16 protein-coding genes are annotated in these 21,156 nt (G+C 56.5%); 2 read left to right on the plus strand and 14 right to left on the minus strand.

The genetic code is table 11. From position 1 onward, the window contains the following. Positions 1-10 precede the first annotated feature (10 nt). From QMG93_RS18555 to QMG93_RS18580, 6 genes are all read right to left on the minus strand, one after another. Positions 11-2,299 carry a cellulose biosynthesis cyclic di-GMP-binding regulatory protein BcsB gene (locus QMG93_RS18555; RefSeq protein ID WP_281938998.1) on the minus strand — a complete coding sequence of 763 codons (2,289 nt, stop codon included), beginning with the start codon at positions 2,297-2,299 and terminating at the stop codon, positions 11-13. Positions 2,300-2,322: 23 nt separating this feature from the next. Continuing rightward, positions 2,323-3,597, minus strand: coding sequence for a glycosyltransferase family 2 protein (locus QMG93_RS18560; RefSeq protein WP_281939000.1), 1,275 nt, complete (start codon positions 3,595-3,597; stop codon positions 2,323-2,325). Further along, entirely contained in the window at positions 3,590-5,338 is a 1,749-nt protein-coding gene (locus QMG93_RS18565; RefSeq protein WP_281939002.1) for a polysaccharide deacetylase family protein, read from the minus strand. The genes QMG93_RS18560 and QMG93_RS18565 overlap by 8 nt, the downstream gene beginning before the upstream one ends. Then, entirely contained in the window at positions 5,304-6,158 is an 855-nt protein-coding gene (locus QMG93_RS18570; protein ID WP_281939004.1) for a GGDEF domain-containing protein, read from the minus strand. Before QMG93_RS18570 ends, QMG93_RS18565 begins: the two co-directional genes overlap by 35 nt. Then, positions 6,139-7,299: a glycosyl hydrolase family 8 gene (locus tag QMG93_RS18575; protein WP_281939005.1), complete on the minus strand. Its 1,161-nt coding sequence runs from the start codon at positions 7,297-7,299 to the stop codon at positions 6,139-6,141. Before QMG93_RS18575 ends, QMG93_RS18570 begins: the two co-directional genes overlap by 20 nt. Before the next feature lie 209 nt (positions 7,300-7,508). Then, positions 7,509-8,081: an S-layer homology domain-containing protein gene (locus QMG93_RS18580; RefSeq protein ID WP_281939007.1), complete on the minus strand. Its 573-nt coding sequence runs from the start codon at positions 8,079-8,081 to the stop codon at positions 7,509-7,511. Between the two features lie 484 nt (positions 8,082-8,565). Between QMG93_RS18580 and QMG93_RS18585 the strand changes: the two genes are divergently transcribed. Continuing rightward, positions 8,566-9,702, plus strand: coding sequence for a response regulator (locus tag QMG93_RS18585; RefSeq protein WP_281939009.1), 1,137 nt, complete (start codon positions 8,566-8,568; stop codon positions 9,700-9,702). 97 nt (positions 9,703-9,799) lie between these two features. Next, positions 9,800-10,162, plus strand: coding sequence for a response regulator (locus QMG93_RS18590; protein WP_281939011.1), 363 nt, complete (start codon positions 9,800-9,802; stop codon positions 10,160-10,162). A gap of 43 nt (positions 10,163-10,205) precedes the next feature. On the opposite strand, the gene QMG93_RS18595 is transcribed toward QMG93_RS18590, so the two are convergent. The 8 genes from QMG93_RS18595 to QMG93_RS18630 all read right to left on the minus strand — a co-directional run bounded on the left by QMG93_RS18595 (position 10,206) and on the right by QMG93_RS18630 (position 21,093). Further along, positions 10,206-11,435: an N-acetylglucosamine-6-phosphate deacetylase gene (locus QMG93_RS18595; protein WP_281939013.1), complete on the minus strand. Its 1,230-nt coding sequence runs from the start codon at positions 11,433-11,435 to the stop codon at positions 10,206-10,208. 25 nt (positions 11,436-11,460) lie between these two features. Next, the gene (locus QMG93_RS18600) at positions 11,461-12,225 is read right to left on the minus strand and encodes a glucosamine-6-phosphate deaminase (protein ID WP_281939015.1); all 765 of its coding nucleotides are present in this window, start codon (positions 12,223-12,225) and stop codon (positions 11,461-11,463) included. Positions 12,226-12,276: 51 nt separating this feature from the next. After that, complete coding sequence (locus tag QMG93_RS18605; protein WP_281939017.1) at positions 12,277-13,281, minus strand: LacI family DNA-binding transcriptional regulator; 1,005 nt, start codon at positions 13,279-13,281, stop codon at positions 12,277-12,279. A gap of 249 nt (positions 13,282-13,530) precedes the next feature. Beyond that, positions 13,531-14,613 carry a sensor histidine kinase gene (locus tag QMG93_RS18610; protein WP_281939019.1) on the minus strand — a complete coding sequence of 361 codons (1,083 nt, stop codon included), beginning with the start codon at positions 14,611-14,613 and terminating at the stop codon, positions 13,531-13,533. Positions 14,614-14,640: 27 nt separating this feature from the next. Further along, positions 14,641-16,392 (minus strand): ABC transporter ATP-binding protein, encoded by a 1,752-nt coding sequence (locus QMG93_RS18615; RefSeq protein ID WP_281939021.1) that lies wholly within the window; start codon positions 16,390-16,392, stop codon positions 14,641-14,643. Between the two features lie 180 nt (positions 16,393-16,572). Next, on the minus strand, positions 16,573-17,115 hold the full coding sequence (locus QMG93_RS18620; protein ID WP_281939022.1) for an AAA family ATPase: 543 nt from the start codon (positions 17,113-17,115) through the stop codon (positions 16,573-16,575). A gap of 130 nt (positions 17,116-17,245) precedes the next feature. Further along, positions 17,246-20,467, minus strand: a complete 3,222-nt coding sequence (locus tag QMG93_RS18625; protein WP_281939025.1) for a bifunctional cytochrome P450/NADPH--P450 reductase — start codon at positions 20,465-20,467, stop codon at positions 17,246-17,248. 53 nt (positions 20,468-20,520) lie between these two features. Next, complete coding sequence (locus QMG93_RS18630; RefSeq protein WP_281939026.1) at positions 20,521-21,093, minus strand: TetR/AcrR family transcriptional regulator; 573 nt, start codon at positions 21,091-21,093, stop codon at positions 20,521-20,523. Positions 21,094-21,156 lie beyond the last annotated feature (63 nt).

Here is a 21,156-nt window from a genome sequence, read left to right on the forward strand (position 1 = left end):
TCTTGCTGTTTTACTGCTTTCCGGCGTCCCGCTTCTCCTTGCGCCGCACCCGAATAAACACGATCAGCATCCCGACCAGCAGCACCGGGATCAGCACCATAAGCCATACCGGAATACCGGGCGCTTTCCCTGCGGGATTCAACGCATTGTCATCTTGAGCCGTCCTGGAATCCGAGGGGGCCGCAACGGTGAACACGGCTTTCGCCTTGTTCATAATGACGACTTGGCCCGGCTTCTTCGTGCTCTTCAAATATTGCAGCAAATTCGGATGAACGAAAGAGCCCTGCTCCCCTGCCCCGGCGTTCACCTTCTGGAAGACGGCCATCACCCGGTTTTCGTTCCAGACCGACGGCTGGATCCAAGCCGCATAATCGGTCGTTTCGTTAATTGCGGCGTACTTCCCAAGCTGCAGCCGGTCGTTTTCCGTCGGGAGCAGCAGTTTGTCGCGCAGCTTCAGCAGTGACGGGAATTGGCCGAGGTCTCCCGGCACGATCACATGGTAATCCTTCAGTTGCTTGAGCGCCTGATCGTCAAGCGGTTCGCGGAATACGGCGATCCGACGGTTCGTATCCGAAGCGGACGTCAAGTCTCCGGCAAGCCGGGAAAGCTGCGACAAGAACGTCCCGTTCACCTGCTGCGGCACGAGAATCGCCGTACGATCCGTTCCCTGGTCGCTGACAAAAGGCGCAGGCCAATGCTGGAACGAACTGTTTTTCGCCATTTCGTGAGGCACGTTGAACGTGCTTGCCTTGTCAACGAAAATCCACCGGCCGTTGTTGCTGTCCCCGGTACAAGGTCCCTCGGTCAGGCCGATATTGGCCGTAAATACAATATCCAGCGCGCCGCTGCTGTCTTTATCCTGCAAAGCGGAGGTTAAAGGGATGTTCAATGTATAGGTATCGCCCTGCGTTTTCGTTTTGGCCAGTTCCTGAAGGGATACCGTCTTGGGGATGCCGTTCACCGTTACCGTCAGTCCGTATTTTCCGTAACGGCCGGCCCCCGTCTCCTTTGTTTTTTTCTCGGTCTTGCGCTCCGTCTGCTCTCCGACCTCGGCCATCAGCAGCGGAGATACCTTCAGCTTCAGCTCCAGCGAGCTCTCGCCGGTCAGCTTCCAATAGGACGGCACGGCGACGTTAAGCTTGCCGGATTCCGGCTTCGTCTCGTTCAGCAGCAGGTGCTCGGAGCCGAACGAAGCGAGCGTCAGCATTTTCAGTTCGTCTCTTTCATCCGCCACCGCAGGCGTCTGGCGGATGACCAGATGGCTTCCGGTAAGCTGCTCCGCCAGCTTCGGATTCGTTAGTACGCGCAGCTTCTCCGCGATCGCCTCATCCTTGGCCCCGGACAGCAGCAGCATTTGCTTCGAGCCGTTCTTCCCGGCCTCCTCCAGGGACATATAGTTCAGCGACAGCTCTTCGTTCTCGGCGCGAACGCCGTTCTCCTCGACGATTTTTTTTACCGGGCCGGTCCAGGCTCCGACGCTTCCCATGGCAATGACATGGGCCGGTTTGCCGTCCGCTTTCGCCCATTCCGACTCCGTCATCATCGGAATCGGCTTTTTCGCCGCCGTCAGCGACGATAACCGGGCCGCCAGCTCCAAAGCGGAGGAAAGCAGCTCGGACGACGGGGCATCCGGCACGACGATCACTCCATATACCTCGTCCGTCGTCCCCGGCTCGATGAAGGGATACGGGAACTCCTTCAGCGGGTCCGCTGTCGTGTACGTCTCCTTCGAATCGATATAGACGAAAGACGAACGCGCGATTTGCAGCCAGTTGGCCGGGTTGTCCGGGTCCTCGCAGAAATCGTCCGAGACGACGCCGTGCTTGGCGAACGTCAGCTTGTGAAAGCCGGGCTTCGCTTCGTCCGCCCCGAGCGCAATCGTCACTTTGCGCTGCTTCGCCTCCTCCTTGGTCAAAAACACGCTCTTCAGCGGCTTATTGTCCACCAGGACGGTCAAGGTAGATTGGGAAGGCAGCAGCAGGTCGGAGTAGCTCAGATCAAGCTCCAAATAATGATTGCTCCCAAGCTCGGCTTTCGGCACATTATAATACACATTGTAAGACCGGTCTACGCCGGTCAGCATGATCGGATCGTTCGCGAAGCGGTGCACGTAACCCGGCGACAACGCCGATACGTTCGAATCGGTCGCGACCGCCGCTCCCTCTTTCCAAGGGGTCGCTTTCACCTGCCGCCCGCCGTCCGCTCCCTCCGCCTTGACGAGGGACGAGTAAGATCCCGACGCCACAAGGACGGTACCCAGCAATAAGATGGCCTTCCTCAGGCCGAAACCGTTGTTCATTGTTCTCTCACACCTATTCGTTGTCATGATACGGCTTCGCCCTTCTTGTCTTTCGAGAAGCGTTCCGTCTTGTACCATTTCGTCTCCTGACGAAACAGCACGCGTTTGATTTCCAAATATAAGGCATAAATGACCAGTGCGATCCACAACTGGGAATAGGTAAAATACATCAGCAGAACGATCGCAAAATTTTTCAGCGTAAACTCCGTCTTTTCGATACTGAGCGCGATCATCACTTCCGTGGCGTACAGGAAGAACGCCAGTATCCATAGAATGATCGAAACAATGCCGACATCCAGATGCAAATCGACAAACAGGTTGATGACGAACAGCAGGTCCGATACGATCACGCCCATGAAAAACATGAAGTACGTGAAAAAGAAGTACACCAGATCGAACACGATCCGTTTCTTTTTCAGCGCGAACAGATGCCGCATAAATTTCAGCACGACGTACTGGTTGCCGCGCGCCCACCGGGTCCGCTGCTTCCACCACACCTTCCACGTTTCCGGCTCCTGCTCCCACGTGATAGCCGCGGGAAAAAACCGGATATAGTAGCCGGCATCGTAGACGCGGATCGTCAGCTCCGTATCTTCGGCGAGCGCCTTCTCGTCCCAGCCGCCCAGCTGCTCAATCAGACTGCGGCGGATGGCAAAATTCGTCCCCGGAATCGTCGTCACCCCGAACCAATTGAAGCGGCCGGCCTGCGCCATCCACTGGAAGGAAATGGTCTCGATGTTGATGAAGCGCGTAAGCAGGTTGCGGGCTGCGTTTACAACGCGGAATTTCCCGACAATGACCCCTGCCGACGGATCGTTCTGCATCGCCAGAATCAGGTAACGAACCGCCAGCCGTTCCGGTGTATTGTCCGCATCATAGACGACGATAATTTCGCCGCTGGAATGGAGCAAGCCTTGGTTCAGCGCGCCCGATTTGCCTTTGCCCGCATTGGGCGGCTTGGTGTGCACCACTTGGACGCACGGATATTTGGCCGCGTAGCTGTCCGCGATTTCGCCCGTCCGGTCCGACGAATTGTCATTGACGACGATGATCTCCAGCAGGTCCTTCGGATAATCGAGCCGGACCATCGCTTTAATTGTCCGTTCAATCACGACTTCCTCGTTGTGCGCAGGGATTAGGATGCTTACTTTGGGAAGCGGAGCCTTGGCTTGCTCCCATTTCTCGATCGGCTTCCTGTACCGCAAATAATGCAGGTACCCTCCTTGCATCAGAAACATGTGGTACAAGAGCATGATCCAGATCATCGTTAACGAGACGTAAAATAAAATTTCAGCCATGGATGCTCCGCTCCTCAAACAACTGCTTTCGTAAGCTCATTCGAATACGCAGCGTATAGATCAGAAACGCAATGACGGCCAGCGCGACGACCGCCGCAATGCCCCATAAAATTTTTTGCGAAACGCCCATATCCCCGAGCTCCGGCAGCGGGCGGGAGGCGGCCGTCAGGACGAGTGTATCCGTACGATCCACCGCCCGAAACCGCTCCGACGGCTTATGCTCCAGACGCTTCAGATCGATCCATTCCAGCCCGGGAACGGTCTCCGCCGCCGCAAGAAATTCCTTCAGCCGGTCCGCTCCGAGATACGGATGATAAAACATGCCGATGACACTGCCGTTCACGAATTGCATTTGTCTTACTTTTCGGGCCGTATCCGCAGCCGCTGAAGGCGAGGCCGCATCGTAGTAGCCAATCGTCTCGGGCAGCAGGGTCATGCCGTGCAGGAACGCAGGGGCTGTAACGTACGGAGCCGCGCTCATCCGCTGCCAATCCCGGTCGCCCAACTGCACCTGCCCGAGCACGTATTGAAAATATTCCGCCGCCACCCGGTACCCTTCCTGACTCATCGTATAGTGCGGAGCCTCGAAGCCGAGCGGAGACAGCCCAAGCTCCGTCAGCTCCTTGATACCGCTCTCCAGCCGGTGACGGGTATACGCTTCGTTGAATTGCCTGTTCTTTTCCGCGTAGCTCTCGTACGCTTCCTTGCTCGGAAAGTCGTGCCTGTACCGGACCGTGACCTCCCGGTCGGGCTCGTCCATAATCGGGGCGTTGTTTTCCACGTCCCAGAACTCGAAGCCCTCTCCGGTCTCCGACTGTCTGTATTGGTGCGTATACCCGTGCAGAACGATGCTTGCGCCGCGCTTCTGCAGCTCTTTCAGCACTTCCACCAATTGCGGCGCATCCTTCAAACGCAGCTGCTCGTGCGTAACCGGATTCGTATACACCGGGATGAGCGCAATCATATAGGGGATGCCTTTTTCCTCCAACACCCCGCCGGCAGCCTTCAACAGCACGGGATCGGACTGCGGGTGGACGTCCTCCAGGCGAATGTAAGCCGGATGGCCCGCCGCAGGCTGCTCCCGGAAAAAGGGATAGAGCCCTTCTCCCAAATAATTCAGAAACGGTGCATCCAGGTTGACCGCGGAAAAATAATAGCTGTTCCGGTCCACCGCAAGCAGCGGATACGCCTGCTCCCCTTTCCATCCCTGCAGAATCGCTTCGCCCCGGCGGAGCGCGATCTGCGCAATCGGATAAGTCTGCTCCAGCAGGTCGTAGGAGGAGTCGTCCCGCTTCGATACTTTGTGGATCGCCACCTTCTGCTCGACCGATACGAACGAAAAACGTTCGCCCAGCTGCCCGACATTGTCGCCGACAGCGAGAAACGGCCCGCTGTAGGCCGCCATGAGCTGCACGGCCTGCTGCGGCAAAGCCTTGGGCACCACGCCGTAATACACCAAATGCGTGATGCCGCGAAGATCTTCGCTCTCCACGGCTTCGTCGCTCTTGAATACGACATTCCCCGTAAAACGGCCCAGCAGAAGATCCAAAATCCGGACCGATTCGCTAATCGCCCCGTCCTCCGTCGTGTACACCACCAGGATTTTGCGGGCGTCTTCCGTTTCTTTCGCCGCCGAAGCCCACGCCCCGTGCGCATTTCCTATCAGCAGCAGCAGGGCGCCAAACAAGACAACGGTCCGGAACGTTCTATGGAATGTACTGCTCAAGCTCATCGTTCGCATGCTGCACCAGCTCCTTCGCGTCGCCAAGTCCCTCGTTGTAGCTTGCAACGCCGAAAGCCACGCTTAGCGTAACGGCTTGTTTCTGATTGGCAAGCACGTGGGTTTTGAACAAACTGCCGATTTTTCCGATCACGATATCCGCATTTTCTTCCTCGGTGTTCGACAAGATGACAGCAAACGTATCGTCCGCAATACGGAATTTGCGGTCGGTCATTCGGGTATGGTTCCACAAAATACTAGAAAGGGATTGCAGCAGATGAAGCGTCTCCTTGGCGCCGTACAAGGTTTGAAACTGCTGGAAGTACTTGACCTGGATCAACAGAAGCGTAAAGGGCGCGCCGGTTCTTCGCGAGCGCTTGAACTCGTCCTCCATTTCGAACAAGAAGCGCTTGTAATTGTCGAAGCCGGTCGGTTCGTCAATGGTGACAAGCTGATCGAACTTGTCCTTCATCTCTTGATTTTCGGCCGTGGTTGTCGCGACCCACTTGTGAAGCATACCGGTGACGACCGGCGCCGCAAGGATCGCCGCCATCCAGATGACAATCTCTCCCGGTGACAGGAAGATCGCGGAAGAAACGAACGCCTTCCATAGCAAAATGGACCCGAATACGAACAGGACGGCGAGACTGAGGCCCAGACCGGCCACCAAGCCGAATACCGTCCCCGCGATGCCAATGAGCAGGACGGCAGCCAGCAAAAGCGCGTTGCTCCAGGAGACCGGAGGAAACCCGGCCGCAAACAAGCAGACAAGCGGCGTAAGCAGCAGCAGGAGGAGCTGATAGAAAAGATAGGTTTGATTTTTAGCGTAGAAGCCCTTCATCGTACATTTTCCTTTCCGCCAATAACGGAACGAGGTTGTCGAAAATATGCGTGTCGTCGTCGAACACAAAACCGCCATACCATTCGTTCGCGGGGTTCAAGATTTGAAAGCGCAGCATCCGGTAATACAGCGTTTGGGCAAAGTCCCGGTCCCCAAGCTCCACAGCGCTCAGGATCGCCAACCCGTAGGCCGCCGGAGATTCGAAGTCTACCGCGGGCAATTTGGATTGAGCATGGTACCTTCCGTACAGGACGCCATACTTCTTGAACTGTTCCTTGAGCAAGGACCAGACCTCGTCTGAGGGGATGCCCGCCTGGGCGCGATGGTAAACGATATACAGTTGATCGATCCAGTTGATCTCGTCGTTATACAGATAGGTTCCTTTATCCGAATCGTAGGAGAACGGAAACCACGTGTCGCGCGTCGGGAGGTTCTTCAGAAAATCAACGGCACCCGTGTAGACCGGTTCGCTCAGCTTGCCGCGCTCGTACATCACTTTGAATGCGGAGACCTGCAAGTAGGACAAGGTTAAAACATTGCTTTTCCATGCGGAGGCATGGTCGTAGAAGTCGGAGAACCGGCCTTCATTCGCGACCATATTTTGGGCGATGCTGCCGGAGATCGTATCCGCCAGCGCCGTGTAAGCCGGCTTGTCCCACCTGCTGCCGGCCTTGTACAAGGCGTCCGCAATCCGCAAATCGTCGATCAAAGCGTTGGTGCTGACCGCTTCGGACGACGCGCCGACCTTCCAGTAAATCCAGCCGTCGTCTTTGAGAAAACGGTCTCGCAGAACGCCGACGTTTTGCTCGAACAAGGTCTGGTCGCCCTTCTGGACCGCGTACTGAAGCCATAGCCCGATCGATTCGGAAAGCGCCTCTTCGCCCTGCGCCACATCCCGACCAGCGGAAGCGTGCGGCTTCAAATTCGTTTTCAGCGTCCCGTCCGCGTTCACCATGTGCCGCCGGATAAAAATTTCTCCGGGCAGCCTGTCGCTCCGGGACTCCGAATCGTCCGCCTTTCCCTTCAAAGCATTCGATGCGAATGGCCCTCCTGCCAGCAGTAAAGCGGCGGCCATCAGCATAACCAATAGAGCGACGGTAACATAAGCCAGCCTCATTTCGTCCCGTTCTTCCTTTCCCATCCGGCAGCGTCAGCTTCTAAGGTCTGCGGTCCGTGTTTGTATTTGCGAACAAAGATGTTTGTTTTTACGAACAGCGTACCACCGATGCTTTCATTTCACAACTGGTTACGAAACTTTTTTGAGAGGCTGTCAGGCAATGGAAATACGCCCGGTTCACAATCTCCGGGCGTTACTTCCATCAGGCGCAAATTTACGCCCGTTCCACTGATTTATTGCACATCGTCCGTCATGCTGCTCTTCCAGGCTTCGCTTCCGTCAGCGTTCCTTACGGATTCGTGTGAAACGGTAGCTTCCTGCACGTCACCGAAGCCCCAATGGCTTTCCGCCACATCCGGGAACTGAGGGGCAACCCCTTTCTGCGGACCGCGATACAGCATCCGGTTAATCATCGTCACCGCTTCGACCCTGCGGATGCTATCCGCAGGCTTGAAGGTGCCGTCCTCGTAACCGGCAAGAAACTTGCTGCGGTACAGCTTTGCATTTTCCTTCATTCTCGCAACAATCACTGCCAGCTCTGCACGCGTCAGAGCGTTCTCCGGGTGAAACTTGCCATCCGGATAGCCTAAAATGTAACGTTGATGGTTCAGATTTCCGTAACGGTCGGAAAACACTTTCATCTTGACCGCAGAGTCGGCCTTCGCAGAGCTCGATGTATTTCCTTCCACCGTGAACTTTCCTTGAATATCGAATTCCGCATCCGCTGCGGCGACCGCTTTCCATTTCAGCTTGAGCTTGTAGCTTCCTGCTTGACCGGCCGACAGCTTGCCGACTTTCCGCGTCACCGTGTTCCCGCTCCTTTTTCATCTTCTCTCTCCTGAAATAGCAATTCTACTTTCCGGTTTTTGTCTTCACGTCTCACCCTCATTCTTTTTAAAGAACAATTTTTGCTCACTTTACCAACCACTTCTGAACAAAATCTGAACACCTTTCGACAAAAGACAGCCGTTCGAGTCTGTCTAGTCGCAAGACTTGCTGGAAACGGGTGAAAGAGCTTCTTTTTACCAGATCATCCAAATCTTAATTTTGTGAAATAATTAACATTTTTTCGTTTTAAAATGCAGAAGAGGACGAAATTTTGATATGATCATAAATAGGAAAATGGCGGTTTTATGCCGTTCGTTGGAACGAACATTTTTGTTGTGTAAATAGGCTTTTATAACAAATAGATTGCTTTTGCATACAGAAAGAGGAGGGCGCGAATTTGGCCACTCAACTACACGACAATGGGGTCGGGTTTGTACGGTTTGCGCAAAGCGAGGTGCACCGATGATTCGGATCATTATTGCAGACGACGAAGCGCTGGCGCTGTTCAGCTTGCAAAAGCAGCTTGAGAAGCTGAACGGCGGCGGCGTTGTGGGCGCCTACCAGAATGGGACGGAAGCCGTCGAGGCGGTGCTGCGCGAGAAGCCGGAAGCCGTCTTTTTGGACATCGACATGCCGGAGATGAGCGGCTTGGAGGCGGCCGAGATCATCATGTCGCACTTGCCGGAAACTGAGATCATCTTTGCGACGGCTTATGAGGAATATGCACTCAAGGCTTTTGAGCTGGCGGCGATCGATTATTTGCTGAAGCCTGTCTCCACTCAAAGGCTTGCCAAAACATTAACCCGGCTGTCGCAGGCCAAGGCCGCCAAAACCGAACCGGAGCACCTCGCGGCCCGGTCGTCTAAGACGAAGGATCAGCTTATGATCCGCTGCTTTCAGACGCTGGAGGTCGACACCGGCGAATCCGGGCCCGTGCATTGGCGAACGAACAAAGCGCAGGAGCTGTTCGCCTACTTCGTTCACCTTCGGGACCAGCCCGTGCGCAAAGATGCACTGCTAGAGCTGTTCTGGCCCGATATCGATCCGAAGAAAGGCTACACGCAGCTCTACACGACCATTTACCAAATCCGCAAAACCGCAAATGCCGTCCATCCCGGCATCCGAATCGTTAGTGGCGATAAAGGGTACCGGCTCGAGCTGAACGGCGTCGGCGTTGACGTGGTGACGTGGGAGGAGGGACTGCAGACGGCCCCTCTGCTCAGCGAGCATACGCTCGCACGGCATTTGCAGCTGCTGGAGCTGTATCGCGGCGACTATCTGGAGGATTGCGGCTATTGGTGGGCGGAGAACGAACGGGAGCGGCTGCGGATGTTGTGGTACCGTCACGCGATGCGCGTTGCGGCTTTTCTGGAAACGCGGGACAATGCAGCGGAAGCTTTCCAGCTCTATTTCCTCATCCAGCGCCGATTCCCGTTCACGGAAGAGGTGTACTGGGCGCTGATCAAGCTCTTCACGTACATCGGGGACCGGGTGTCAGTGGAACGGCAGTACGATACGCTGTCGCAAATGCTGCACGACGAATTCGGTACGAAGCCGACGAGAACGCTTGAGCAATGGTACCGGGAGCGGGTTGTTTAAAAAATGTTCAGAACCTTCGTCTATACTCAGGAGGCGGTTTCTTCGCGTGCGGTGCAGGCACGTGCAAGAAGCGTAGTTTCTTGAGGCGGTGATACCATTGGCCAAAATTATGGTCGTAGACGATGCCGCATTTATGCGGATGTTTATGAAGGATATATTGGAGACTGCTGGGCATCAAGTCGTATGCGAAGCGGCCAACGGAAGGGAAGCAATTGAGAAGTATGTTACGTTTCGTCCGGACCTCGTCACGATGGACATTACCATGCCCGATATGGACGGCATCGAAGCGTTGAAATTGATTATGGAGCGGGACCCTGCGGCGCAAGTCATCATGTGCTCGGCGATGGGGCATCGGGAGATGATTCTCGAGGCGATCCGAAGCGGAGCAAAAGATTTTGTCGTCAAGCCGCTCCAAGGCTCGCGGGTGCTTGACGCCGTCGACAGGCTGCTTGAGGTCTAGAGGGAAAAACATGAAAAAAGGAGGCTTGAGTGCCTCCTTTTTTCTATTCCCTCGTGTCCGAGGCGGAATCTCCATGCCGCTCCGGCCCGACGAGCCGACCCCGCTTGTACACCGCTTGCACGTCCAGCTTGCCCGCCTCGGCGTTCCAGCGGAACGTCACCGCATCCGCAGCCTGCCCGATTTCCAGCGTACCGATCCCTGTGCAGCCGAGCAGGCGGGCAGGTCTATCCGTCGCCATGGCTACGGCCGTAGCCAGCGGGGAGCCTGTCATCTGCGAGAATCGCCCTACGCAGTCCGCCAGACCGACCGCCGCTCCAGCCAGCAGGTTCGGATTCTCCACCATGTGCAGCCGGCCGGACGGCAGCAGCTCGACCTGGCCGCCGACATGCGTGCGGTAAGTGCCCGGCGGTAAGCCCGCCAAATGTACGGCATCGCTGACAAGCAGCAGGGCGTCGCCTTTCACTTTGTGCATTACGTTCACGACGGAAGGGTGCAGATGATGTCCGTCGCAGATGACGCTGGCAGCAAGCCGATCTTCCGCCAACTGCGACCAAATATAGTGCGGATGGCGCGGAAGCTGCGGGTGCGCCCCGTTCCCGAGATGCGTGCTCATCCTAGCTCCCGCTTCCGCAGCAGCCGCGATGTGATCGTGATCGGCAGCCGTATGGCCGATGCCGGCAACGATGCCCGCCTCCGTCAGCTTGCGGATAAATGCCGCAGCGCCCGGGCGTTCCGGCGCCAGCGTAACCAGCCGGATGCGGCCCCCCGAAGCCTCCTGCCATACGTTGAACTCGGCCCAGTCCGGGTCCCGCACATGCTCCGCCGGATGGGCGCCCCGCGGTCCGTTTTCGCCCGATATGTAAGGTCCCTCCATGTGAATGCCCACTACGGCGGAAGCCGTCAGCTCATCCTGCTCGCAAGCGAGCCGTACCGCCGTCATACAGTCTTTCATCTGCTCGAAGCTCGCCGTAATAACTGTCGGGCAGAAGGACGTCGTACCGGAAGCCAGTACCGCTCGGACCACCCGCTTCACGGTCTCCACCCTCCGGTGCATGTCGGCCCCCGTCAGGTTGATGTCCTCTCCCCCGTACCCGTTGATCTGCAGATCGACGAAGCCCGGAGCAATCCAGAGCTCGTCAGATCCTGACGCGGCTTTGCCTGAGCTTTCCGTCTCTTCCATCGAAGCAACGATACCCCCGGATGCAACCAAACGAACCCGTCTCCCCGTATCCGCCCGCCGTCCTTCGATTACCGTCGTATTGGGATCGGTCATTTTCGTCCCTCCTTTATATGCGCCGTTATTGCGATGCAATGCGGGAAGCGCTGGCGAAATCCAGAAACATATCGCAGCGGGCCGACCGTCTCAAGATAGACGCCGGGCAGGACAAGTCGACCGGGCCGAACAACGTCCGGTGTACCGCATCGCTTTTGCGTTCGCCAGGCACCGTGCAAATAATATGCGAAGCCGATACGATGGACGGAATCGTTAGCGTCAGCGCTTCGCGAGGCACCGCATCAAGCTGCGGGAAGCAGCCGTCGTTGACCTGCTGCCTGCGGCTCGTCTCGTCCAGCACGACCTTCTTAATGCGGGCGGGATCGGCAAAGTCCGCCACATGAGGATCATTGAAGGCGATATGTCCGTTCTCGCCGATTCCGATACAGGCAATATCGATCGGGTGCCGCTCCAGCAGCTCCGTGTAGCGGACGCACTCTTCGACAGGATCGTTCAAGCCGTTCAATGCATGAAATTTGAGCGGCGTCCGGAATGCGAACAGCTCCGTCCGCAAATACGTCGCAAAGCTCTGCGGCGCCTCAGTCGGCAGACCGACATATTCGTCCAGATGATAGCAGCGGATGCGCTCCCATGCGACCGAGTCTATTGTACGCAATGAACGCAAAAATTCGTTCTGCGACGGAGCAGAAGCAAATACGACCGCGATCGTCTCCTTCTCCTGCAGCTTCGTCCGGATCACTTCCGCCAGCCGCTGCGCCGCCGCTTGCCCCATGGCTTCCCGGCTATCGTACGCCTCGGCGGTCACCTGTTCGATCGTCCATTGCTTCATTATCCGTCCTCCTCCAATCGTTTGTTTCCGGCTCAAGTCTCAAGACTTATTTCAGTTCGTCACCGTTCGGACGGACTGCCGTACGACGAGCTTCTCGTCGAAGATGATGCGCTGCGCCGGAGTATCCGGCCCGCCGAAAATCCGCCCGAACAGCGTACGTGCCAACGCTTTGCCCGCCTCATAGGTTGGGATAGAGACGGTTGTCAGCGGAAAAATCATCAGGTCGATATCGTCAAAGCCGATCAAGGACATATCCTCCGGAATCCGAAGGCCTTCGCTTTGAAAAGCTTTGACGACTCCCAGCGCGACCACGTCGTCGAAGCAGATGAGCGCCGACGGCCGTTCTTTCAACGCAATCAGCTTCCGGCCGATCTCTACCCCATCCGCGAGCTCCTGGGCTCCCTCGAAAGTAAACTCCGCCCGCAAAGCAAGCCCGCGCGCCGACAAAACATCCTGGCATGCCCGAAGGCGCTCCCGCGAGGCCCTGGACGTGGGAAGCCCGGCAGCGAAGCCGATGCTGCGATGGCCCCGTTCGAGCAAATGCTCCGTCACCTGCCGCCCGCCGTCGTAATCGTCGAACTCGACATACGAGTTGTCCAGCCCCGGCACGCTTCCGAGCAATACGAAAGGGACGGACTTCGCTTTCAGATCGAACAAGTGGTCGAACGTCACCTCCTCGAGCAGCGGTGCAACGATCAGGCCATCCACGCGTCTGCTTAGCATCGCTTGAATCTGCTCTTTTTCAGTCCGGTGATCCTCGAAGCTGCTGCATAGAAATACCGTATAGCCGTATTCGCTTGCGACCTCCTGGACCCCCTTGGTCAGCTTGCTATAGAACGGATTCGTGATGTCCTTGATGACAAGCCCGATCGTTTTCGTATATTTCGTAGACAATCCCCGGGCAATCTCATTCGGAACGTAGCCGTACTGCTCGGCTGCCTTCAGCACCTTCTGTCTCGTTTTCTCCGAAAATCCGTCCTTGTTGTTCAGCACGCCCGATATGGTGCTTTTGGCGAGACCGGTCATTTTCGCCAAGTCGCTAATGGTGAGCTTCACGATCCGCGCCTCCTCAATTTTGAACCGGTTCAAATTTATTTTTTAATAAAAGGAAATGCTTTAATAAAAACATTTCCATCATAATCTATAACTAATTTGAACCGGTTCAATTTTTCTGTATTATATGCCCTCATTGCTCGTCCTGTCAAGCTGCAGCAAGGCTAGCGCTGCGAACGTCGACGTAAAAAAATCGAGCGTGCGCCGAAGCGGCACCCTCGATTTTATACGGATATTCTCGGGTGCAACCGCTCAAGGCAGAGCCGGAAGCCGGACGGTAAATGTCGTGCCCGTGTCGGGAACACTCTGCACGGCGACGGAGCCCGTATGCATCTCGACGATCCGCTTGACGATCGCGAGCCCGAGCCCACTGCCTCCCGTGCTTCGGTTGCGGGACCTATCCGCCTTGTAGAACCGCTCGAAAATATGCGCGACATCGTTCTCGGGGATGCCGATCCCGGTATCGGTGACGAAAACGACCGCCTGCTGCCCGCTGCGCTTAAGCCGAACGCCGATCGTCCCGCCGGCCGGGGTGAATTTGATGCTGTTGTGCAGAAGATTGACCCACACTTGGCTCAGCAAATCTTCGTCAGCCTCGATGCTGACGTCTTCCAGCGACACGTCCATGTCGATTCCTTTATCGTGCCACTGCGGCTCGCACGCCAGAATCAGGCTGCGCAGCTGCTTGTCGAGACGGTACCGCCTCCGCTCGAACGGATGATGGTCGGATTCGAGGGAGGTCAGCTTTAGCAGGTTTTCGCTAAGCTTGGACAGCCGGGCGCTTTCCTTTTCGATGATGCCGAGATAATGCATCCGTTCCTCCCGGCTGAGCTCGTCGCTTTGCAGAATGCGCGCAAAGCCGCCGATCGACGTCAGCGGCGACTGAATTTCATGGGAGACGTTGGAGATGAACTCCTGGCGCATTTTTTCCATCTGATTGAGCTCGACGGCCATGTGGTTGATGCTTTCGACGAGCTCGCCGAACTGGCCCGGGGCGCGCTCGTCCGGAGGAATGCTGACAGTGAAATCGCCTTTGGCGATCCGCTTCATCGCATCGATCATCGGCCGGAACATTTCCATGCGCTTGTCGCGAAAAATTACTCCGATCGTCCCCATAATCCCCATGCTGGTAACAAACGCGACCAATTGGGTGAATAGCTGGCCGACATAATCGGAAGGCCGGCTTCCAAATGCGTTCAGCAAATAACGGATGAAGAAATAAGCGGCCGACCAGCTCGCCAGCGATAATAAAAGTAATACGCAAATCCCGCAGACACTTTTAAAAAATCTCCATCTGTGAGCCGCTTTCCGGTTCACCTGATGCTGTGCTTCCACTCCCTTCCCTCCTTATCCGCTATAGGTTTAAACGTGCTGCTCTTGAATGCGAAGCTGCTGTGCGGCAAATTCGCGGTACAGCGCATGCGTTTGGAACAACTGCTCGTGCGTGCCGATGCCCGTTACTTTGCCTTTCTCAAGAAAGACGATTTGGTCCGCATCCACCACGGTTGACAGCCGGTGCGCAATAACCAGCGTCGTCCGTCCCTGCATCAAATTGTTCAGCGCTTGCTGCACGACGATTTCCGACTTGCTGTCCAGACTGGAGGTCGCCTCGTCCAGCATCAAAATTTGCGGGTTGCGCAGCAGCGCCCGCGCAATCGCAATCCGCTGCCGCTGCCCGCCGGACAGCTTGACGCCCCGTTCTCCGACTTCCGTTTCGTAGCCGTTCGGAAGCTCGTGAATGAACGTATCGGCATAAGCCATGCGCGCCGCCTGCTCCAGCTCTTGATCCGTCACGTCGTGCGGCAAGCCGTAGCAGATGTTGTCGCGGATCGTCCCGGCAATCAAAGGGCTTTCCTGGGAGACATAGCCGATGCGGCTGCGCCACGACGGCAGCGAGTACTCATCGATCGGCTCGCCCCCGAGCTTGATTGCTCCACCGGTCGGCGGGTAGAACCGCTCCAGCAGTGCAAACAGCGTCGTTTTTCCGCTGCCGCTCGGGCCGACGATGGCTGTGACTTTGCCGGGCTGCATGGTGAAGCTGACATCGTCCAGTATCGTTTCGCCGGCTTTATAGGCAAAGGTTACGCGTTCGAGCGTCAACGACTGGCCTGCGTTATCAAGCGGCTTGCCGGAAGCATGATCCTCTTCCCCGAGCTCCAGCAGCGCTGCAATTCGTTCCGTCGCCCCGACCGCCTTTTGAAACTGCGTGAAGAAGTTCGTAATTTGCGTAATCGGCATTACGAATTGAAACAAATACAGGATGAATGCCACCAGATCTCCTGCCGTCAGCGTGCCGGAAGCGACCCGCGCGCCGCCGTACCCGATAATGACCACAAGCAGCAGCATCAGGATGAAGAAGATAAGCGGCCCGACCCAAGCCGAAACGATACCTTCCTTCAAGCCAAGCCGGAACAGCTTCTCGATGCCCGTCCGCCCGTTCCGGTATTCGACCGTCTCCGCATTCGAAGCCTTCACAAGCCGGATCTCCGACAATACCCGGCTGATCACCGCCGTAAAGCCGGCCGTTTCATCCTGAAGGCCGACCGAAATCTTATGCATCTGCCTGCCGAGCGGAGCCAAAATCAAGATAGCCAGCGGCACGACGATCAGCATGATCAGCGTCATTTTCCAATCGAGATACAGCAGCACCGCAATTGACCCGACTACGCCCAGAATGCCGGTGAAGAAGCCGGTCAAGTGCTCGCTGATCAAGCCTTTGACGACGCCGGTATCGTTGGTCATCCGGCTGATCGTCTCCCCCGTCTCATGATTGTCGTAATAAGAGACCGGCAGCACGAGCAGCTTGTTCCACAGCCGGTCCCGCAGGGACGCAACGACCTTCTGCCCTGCCCGGTTGAGCAAATAAACGCCGACACCGCCCGCAATCGCTTGAACGATGAAAGCCACTCCCATCAGCACGATCTGCGTCAGGCTTAAGGAGGTCAGCGAAAAGCTGTCGACCATATTTTTCGTAAACAGCGGAATCGCCAAGCCGACCAAGGTTGAGATGATGCTTAGAAACAGCGCAGCGGCAAGCAGACCCTTGGAAGGCTTCGTTTCCCGGACCAGCCGGATCAATTGCCGCCAATTCGCCGATGTTTTCGGTTTTGACATGTGTGTCCCAACTCCCATTCTATTTTCCTATAACTCTCTTCCGTTTGACAATCTGTACTTTACGATACTTTTTTAAACGGAATATTAACGGAAAAGACTGGAATACAAGGGAATGAAAAAAAAGCCTTAATCCGCCAAAAGCATCGGATTAAGGCCGACTTTGCAGCCACTCAACAAAGACTAAACAGCCGCTTCTTCCGCGGACCGTCTCCTGATTTCACTTACCGTCTCTTCCGGAGTCTGCTCGGACGTATCGAGCCACAGGCCGATCTTCGGCGTTTCGTTATGCAAAATGCCGTTCAATCCGGAAACCGTCCACAATCCGTAGCCTTTCTTCCCCCGGGCCGCCTCTCTTGCGGCAACCGCCTCGCCACTGGGCGCCAGCACGACGACATAAAGCGGACGATGCCGGACGAAAGAGACGAACTCTTCCAGCATCGGACCGACGACGACGTCCTGCACGATGACGGTGAAGCCGGCATCGGCATACGTATCGGCCGCGGCGGCCGCCAGACGGTACCGCAAACGCAGCTGACGGGTCGCCTCCTCCGAGGCGTCGGGAAGCAGCTCTTCCCGGCCTGCGACGATCATCCTGCGGAACGCGTCGCCGCGCAAATGAACTCCCCGGCCGAATTGCTCGGCCAGCAACTGCGCGACCGTCGATTTGCCGCTCGCCATCACCCCGGTGATGAGATAAATTGCGGTTTCTTCATTGTGTTTCATGCGAATGCCCCTCTCCGGCGAACTTCGTGTCGCTTCCAGTGTAACATCCGCGCAGCAACCATCATTAGGGACGGTTTGGATAAAACGATTTGCTCCTCCGGTCCGAGGTCAAAACAGCGCCGGTAAGCTGCTATTTGACTATGGCGGCGCTAATTTCCGGGTGCATGCGCCCCCATCCTTCTTTCGCGTAACGCCCCTCCATTCGAAGGCGCTCCAGCCAAGCTTTCGCTTCCCGCTCCCCGGCTCCAGTCACGGTCCGGTATGCTTTTTGCAAGGCCGACTCCACCTCCAGAGACATTTGAGCGTCGTCCCCGCATACGTAGATGCATCCTCCCCGATCAAGGATGTCCATCAAATTCGAGGCATGGCGCTCCAGCAAATGCTGTACATGGATGCTGCTTTTCCCTTCCGCACGGGAAAAGGCTTGATGAAGCGTCACGACATCCTCCCTATCGTAGCGCTCAAGCTCCTCGCGATAAATCGAATCCGCTTCGCTCCGGCATCCGATATAAAGATGCGCCTCGCCCAAAGCGGCTCCCTTCTCCCGGATCGCGGTCCGCGCTTGCAAAAAGCCCCGAAAAGGCGCCGCTCCCGTCCCGGTCCCGACCATAATGATTGGTGTCACCGGATCTTCCGGGAGCCGCAATCCGGCTTCGGACGCGCGGATGAAGAGCAAGACTTCATCACCTGGCCTGCATTCGGCCAGGTGATTCGAAGCAGTCCCGCGGTATTCGCCGCTCCCACTCCAAGCGGGGTCCTGCACCACATCTACGGCAATGCTGACATGCCTTGGGCTGGTCTGCGGAGAGCTGGATATGAAATAATACCTCGGTTGCAGAGGCAGCAGCAGCTCGATCAGCCTTTCGAACGGCAGCTGGCAAGCTTCATATTTTTCAAGCAGATCGAGCATGGTTATGCGCTTCTTCAGGATCTGCTCCTCGTAGACGCTCTCCTCAGCCAACACTTCCAATTCACGCTTGTGCGGAGGACACACCGTATAGGCCGCAAGCTCGTGCAGTTGCTCGCGGGTAACGGCTTCCTGCAGCTCTACGCACCGGCTCAGCAGCTCATGGATACCGACCGGTCGATCCAGCGGGAGATGCGCGAGGCCGTTATCGTTTGCCGCCGTGACAATCAATTGATCGCTCCCCTTCAAGCCGTACCGCCGCAAAATCCGGCCGACGTTTGCCAGGCTGTTGCACGGTAGCACGCCGAGAAGATCGCCCTCCCGGTAGGTAACCCCATCCGGCAGCGCGAGCTCCAGATGCCGTGTACTCCGGCTGCTGCCGGCCATCCGGAGCTCGCGGTTCCCCGTCACCGAGGCGTAAACGGCATCATAAGCCCGGACAAGCGGAATGGTTTCCAAACCGCTGACCATTCGAACACGAATAATGCTTTCTGATTTCTCCGCGTCGCTTCGTTCCAGTTCGAAAGCATGCCTAAGATCAGACCATAGGCGGACCCGCCATTCGTCGAGCTGCTTCTCGAAGTCGCCGCCGGCATCAGCCTCGCCGCGCACCGAGAGTTTCACTGCCCCTTTCCGTGCCAACTGCTCGTCAATCCACCGCGGCACATCCTGATACGTATTGGACCAGCTGCGGTCCCCGCATCCGAATACGGCATAGCGAACCCCTTGAAGCTCGCCAGGCCGCACGCCTTCCAGCCATTTCACGAACTCACGCGCATTGCCCGGAGGCTTGCCGTTATAAGACGCGGTGACGATAAGCACCGCCCCGTCCTTGGGCAGCCTTCCGGCCCAATCGTTCAGCGGCGCAGCCTCGCTTCGGAAGCCCCGCGCCCGAGCGGCATCCGCCAGCTCGCGGGCAAGCCCTTCCGCCGTGCCCAAATTGGAACCGTAAAGCACGAGCAGAGACGTCTTTTCCGCCCCTGCAAGCGGACAGTTCGCCTGCGCCTCCCTTGGCTCTGCTTCAACGGCTCGGGAATAGCCTGCTGTTTCCTGTTCATGAACCGCCGGGCTAGCCGTCTTATGCCGCAGCCGCACGCGGATATGAAAATCGCTCGGCTTGAGCGTCAAGGTTTGCTTCACGTCCAACTGATAGTTCGTATGATCCACCAGCTCAAAATGCCGGACAATCATGCCGAGAACCAGCGTCGCTTCGTGAAGCGCGAACTGCATGCCGATGCAAGCCCGCTGCCCGTTGCCGAACGGCTTGTAGGCATGATTGGGAATTTTGCCGGGATCTTCGAACCGTTCGGGGCGGAATTCGTCCGCGTCGGCGCCCCAAGCGGCTTTGTCCCGATGAAGCTGCGGCAGGATCACCCCGATGCCTTCCCCTTTGCGAATGCGATACTTGCCGCCAATGACCGTATCTTCCTTCGCATAGAGCTCGAATCCCGGGGCCGTCGGCCATAAGCGCAGCGATTCATTTAAAATCATCCGAATGTAATGGAGCTGCAGCACCTGCGAATACGACGGAAACGAATCCGTCAGCACCCGGTCTGCTTCCAGATAAGCCTTCTGCAGCACATCCGGATGCTTCAGCAAAAAGTATAAAGCGAACGATAACAAGCCGCTTGTCGTCTCGTGTCCGGCGATCAAGAACGTGATGATCTGATACCGGATATTTTCGTCATCCAGCGTCTCGCCTGTCTCCGGGTCCTTCCCGTTCAGCATCCGGGCAAGCAGGTCGATTTCCCCCCGGTCCCCGTTTGCTTTTCGTTCCTCGATCATTTTATCCACCAAGGAAAACATCGTTTGAATGTCTTCGTTAAACTGCTGTCTCGTTCGCACCATGAGCAGGTGTTGGATCTTTAGGCGGCTGCCTTGCAGCATCGCTTCGTTCAGAGCGCGGACCATGCTGTTAATAAAAGGGCTGGGCGTTTCGCGATAAAAACTGTTAAAACGGTAATTGAAGCCGCATAAGCCGATCGTGTCCAGCGTAAGCCGGGTCATATCTTCCGCGACATCGATGCTTTCGTTGGGGTTGAGACGGGCCCATTTTTGAATCAGCTGCGAAGCGATATCGACCATCATCGCATGGTACCCTTTCATCGCCTGCTGGCTGAAGGTGGGGAGAAGAATCCGGTGCGCTTTTTGCCAGTTCGGCTCATCCGTGCGGCTTGTAAACAACCCGTCTCCGCCAAAGGCGCGCACGTTCTCCAGGTCGCCCTTTATGCTTTTATCGAAGCGCGATTCGTCGCAAACTTCCGCTACGAGATCATGTCCGGACACCACAATGCTGGAATAACCCGGAAGCGTGATCCGGTATATAGGGCCGTACTCTTCTGCAAGTTTACAAAGCGAAAGGGTCGGTTTCTTGCTGTCGATCAAAGGTAAATTTCCTAGGGGACCATAAGTTTTGGGTTGAGGAATAACTCCCGTTTCACTCATAACAACCATCCTCCCGATTCCATTTGCCTTGCCCGAGCCGCTTTAAACCTGCTTTACGGCTTGCTTGCTTTAAACCCGTGGTACAGCGTCTCCAGAACTAGCGCCGCCGCCGATTTTTTGGCAACGTGGCCTTCATGAACCTGCTGCCAGGTGACAAAGAGGAGCGAATACAGCACGTTCAGAATCCATTCGCTGCTCATATCTTGCCGGAAATGGCCTTTGCGCTGCAGCGATTGGATCATGTGGTGAATCGGTTCCTTCAGCTTCTCCTCGGCCGCGGACATCTCGGGGTTGTAATTCAGCGAGGTTTCATGAGCGAGAAAATAAATTTTGTCTCCCAGCGGAATCAGCGCTTCCACCAGCTGCGAAATGTAGGTTTCGCTCGATTCCTCGTCCAGCGGGATACGGCTTATCGTTTCTTCCACAACCTGCGCCGCTCTTAGCCCCAGCTGCAGCATCAGCTGCTCCCTGCTCGCCACGTACCGATGCAGGGTGGCGATGCCGATGCCCGCGTATTCGGCAATCTCGTTCAGGGATGCCGTAGGCTTCTCGACCAGAAGCTCCGTAGCCGCATCAAGTATGGCACGGAGCCGGAGCTCCTTTGTTGCCGATCTGGCCGTCGCCATAATCTCTGCCTCGCTTTCGATGGAATTTGATAGATAAATCTATCATTTGATTCCATTATAAAC

Source organism: Paenibacillus tyrphae (assembly GCF_027925525.1).
Taxonomy (GTDB): domain Bacteria; phylum Bacillota; class Bacilli; order Paenibacillales; family NBRC-103111; genus Paenibacillus_G; species Paenibacillus_G tyrfis_B.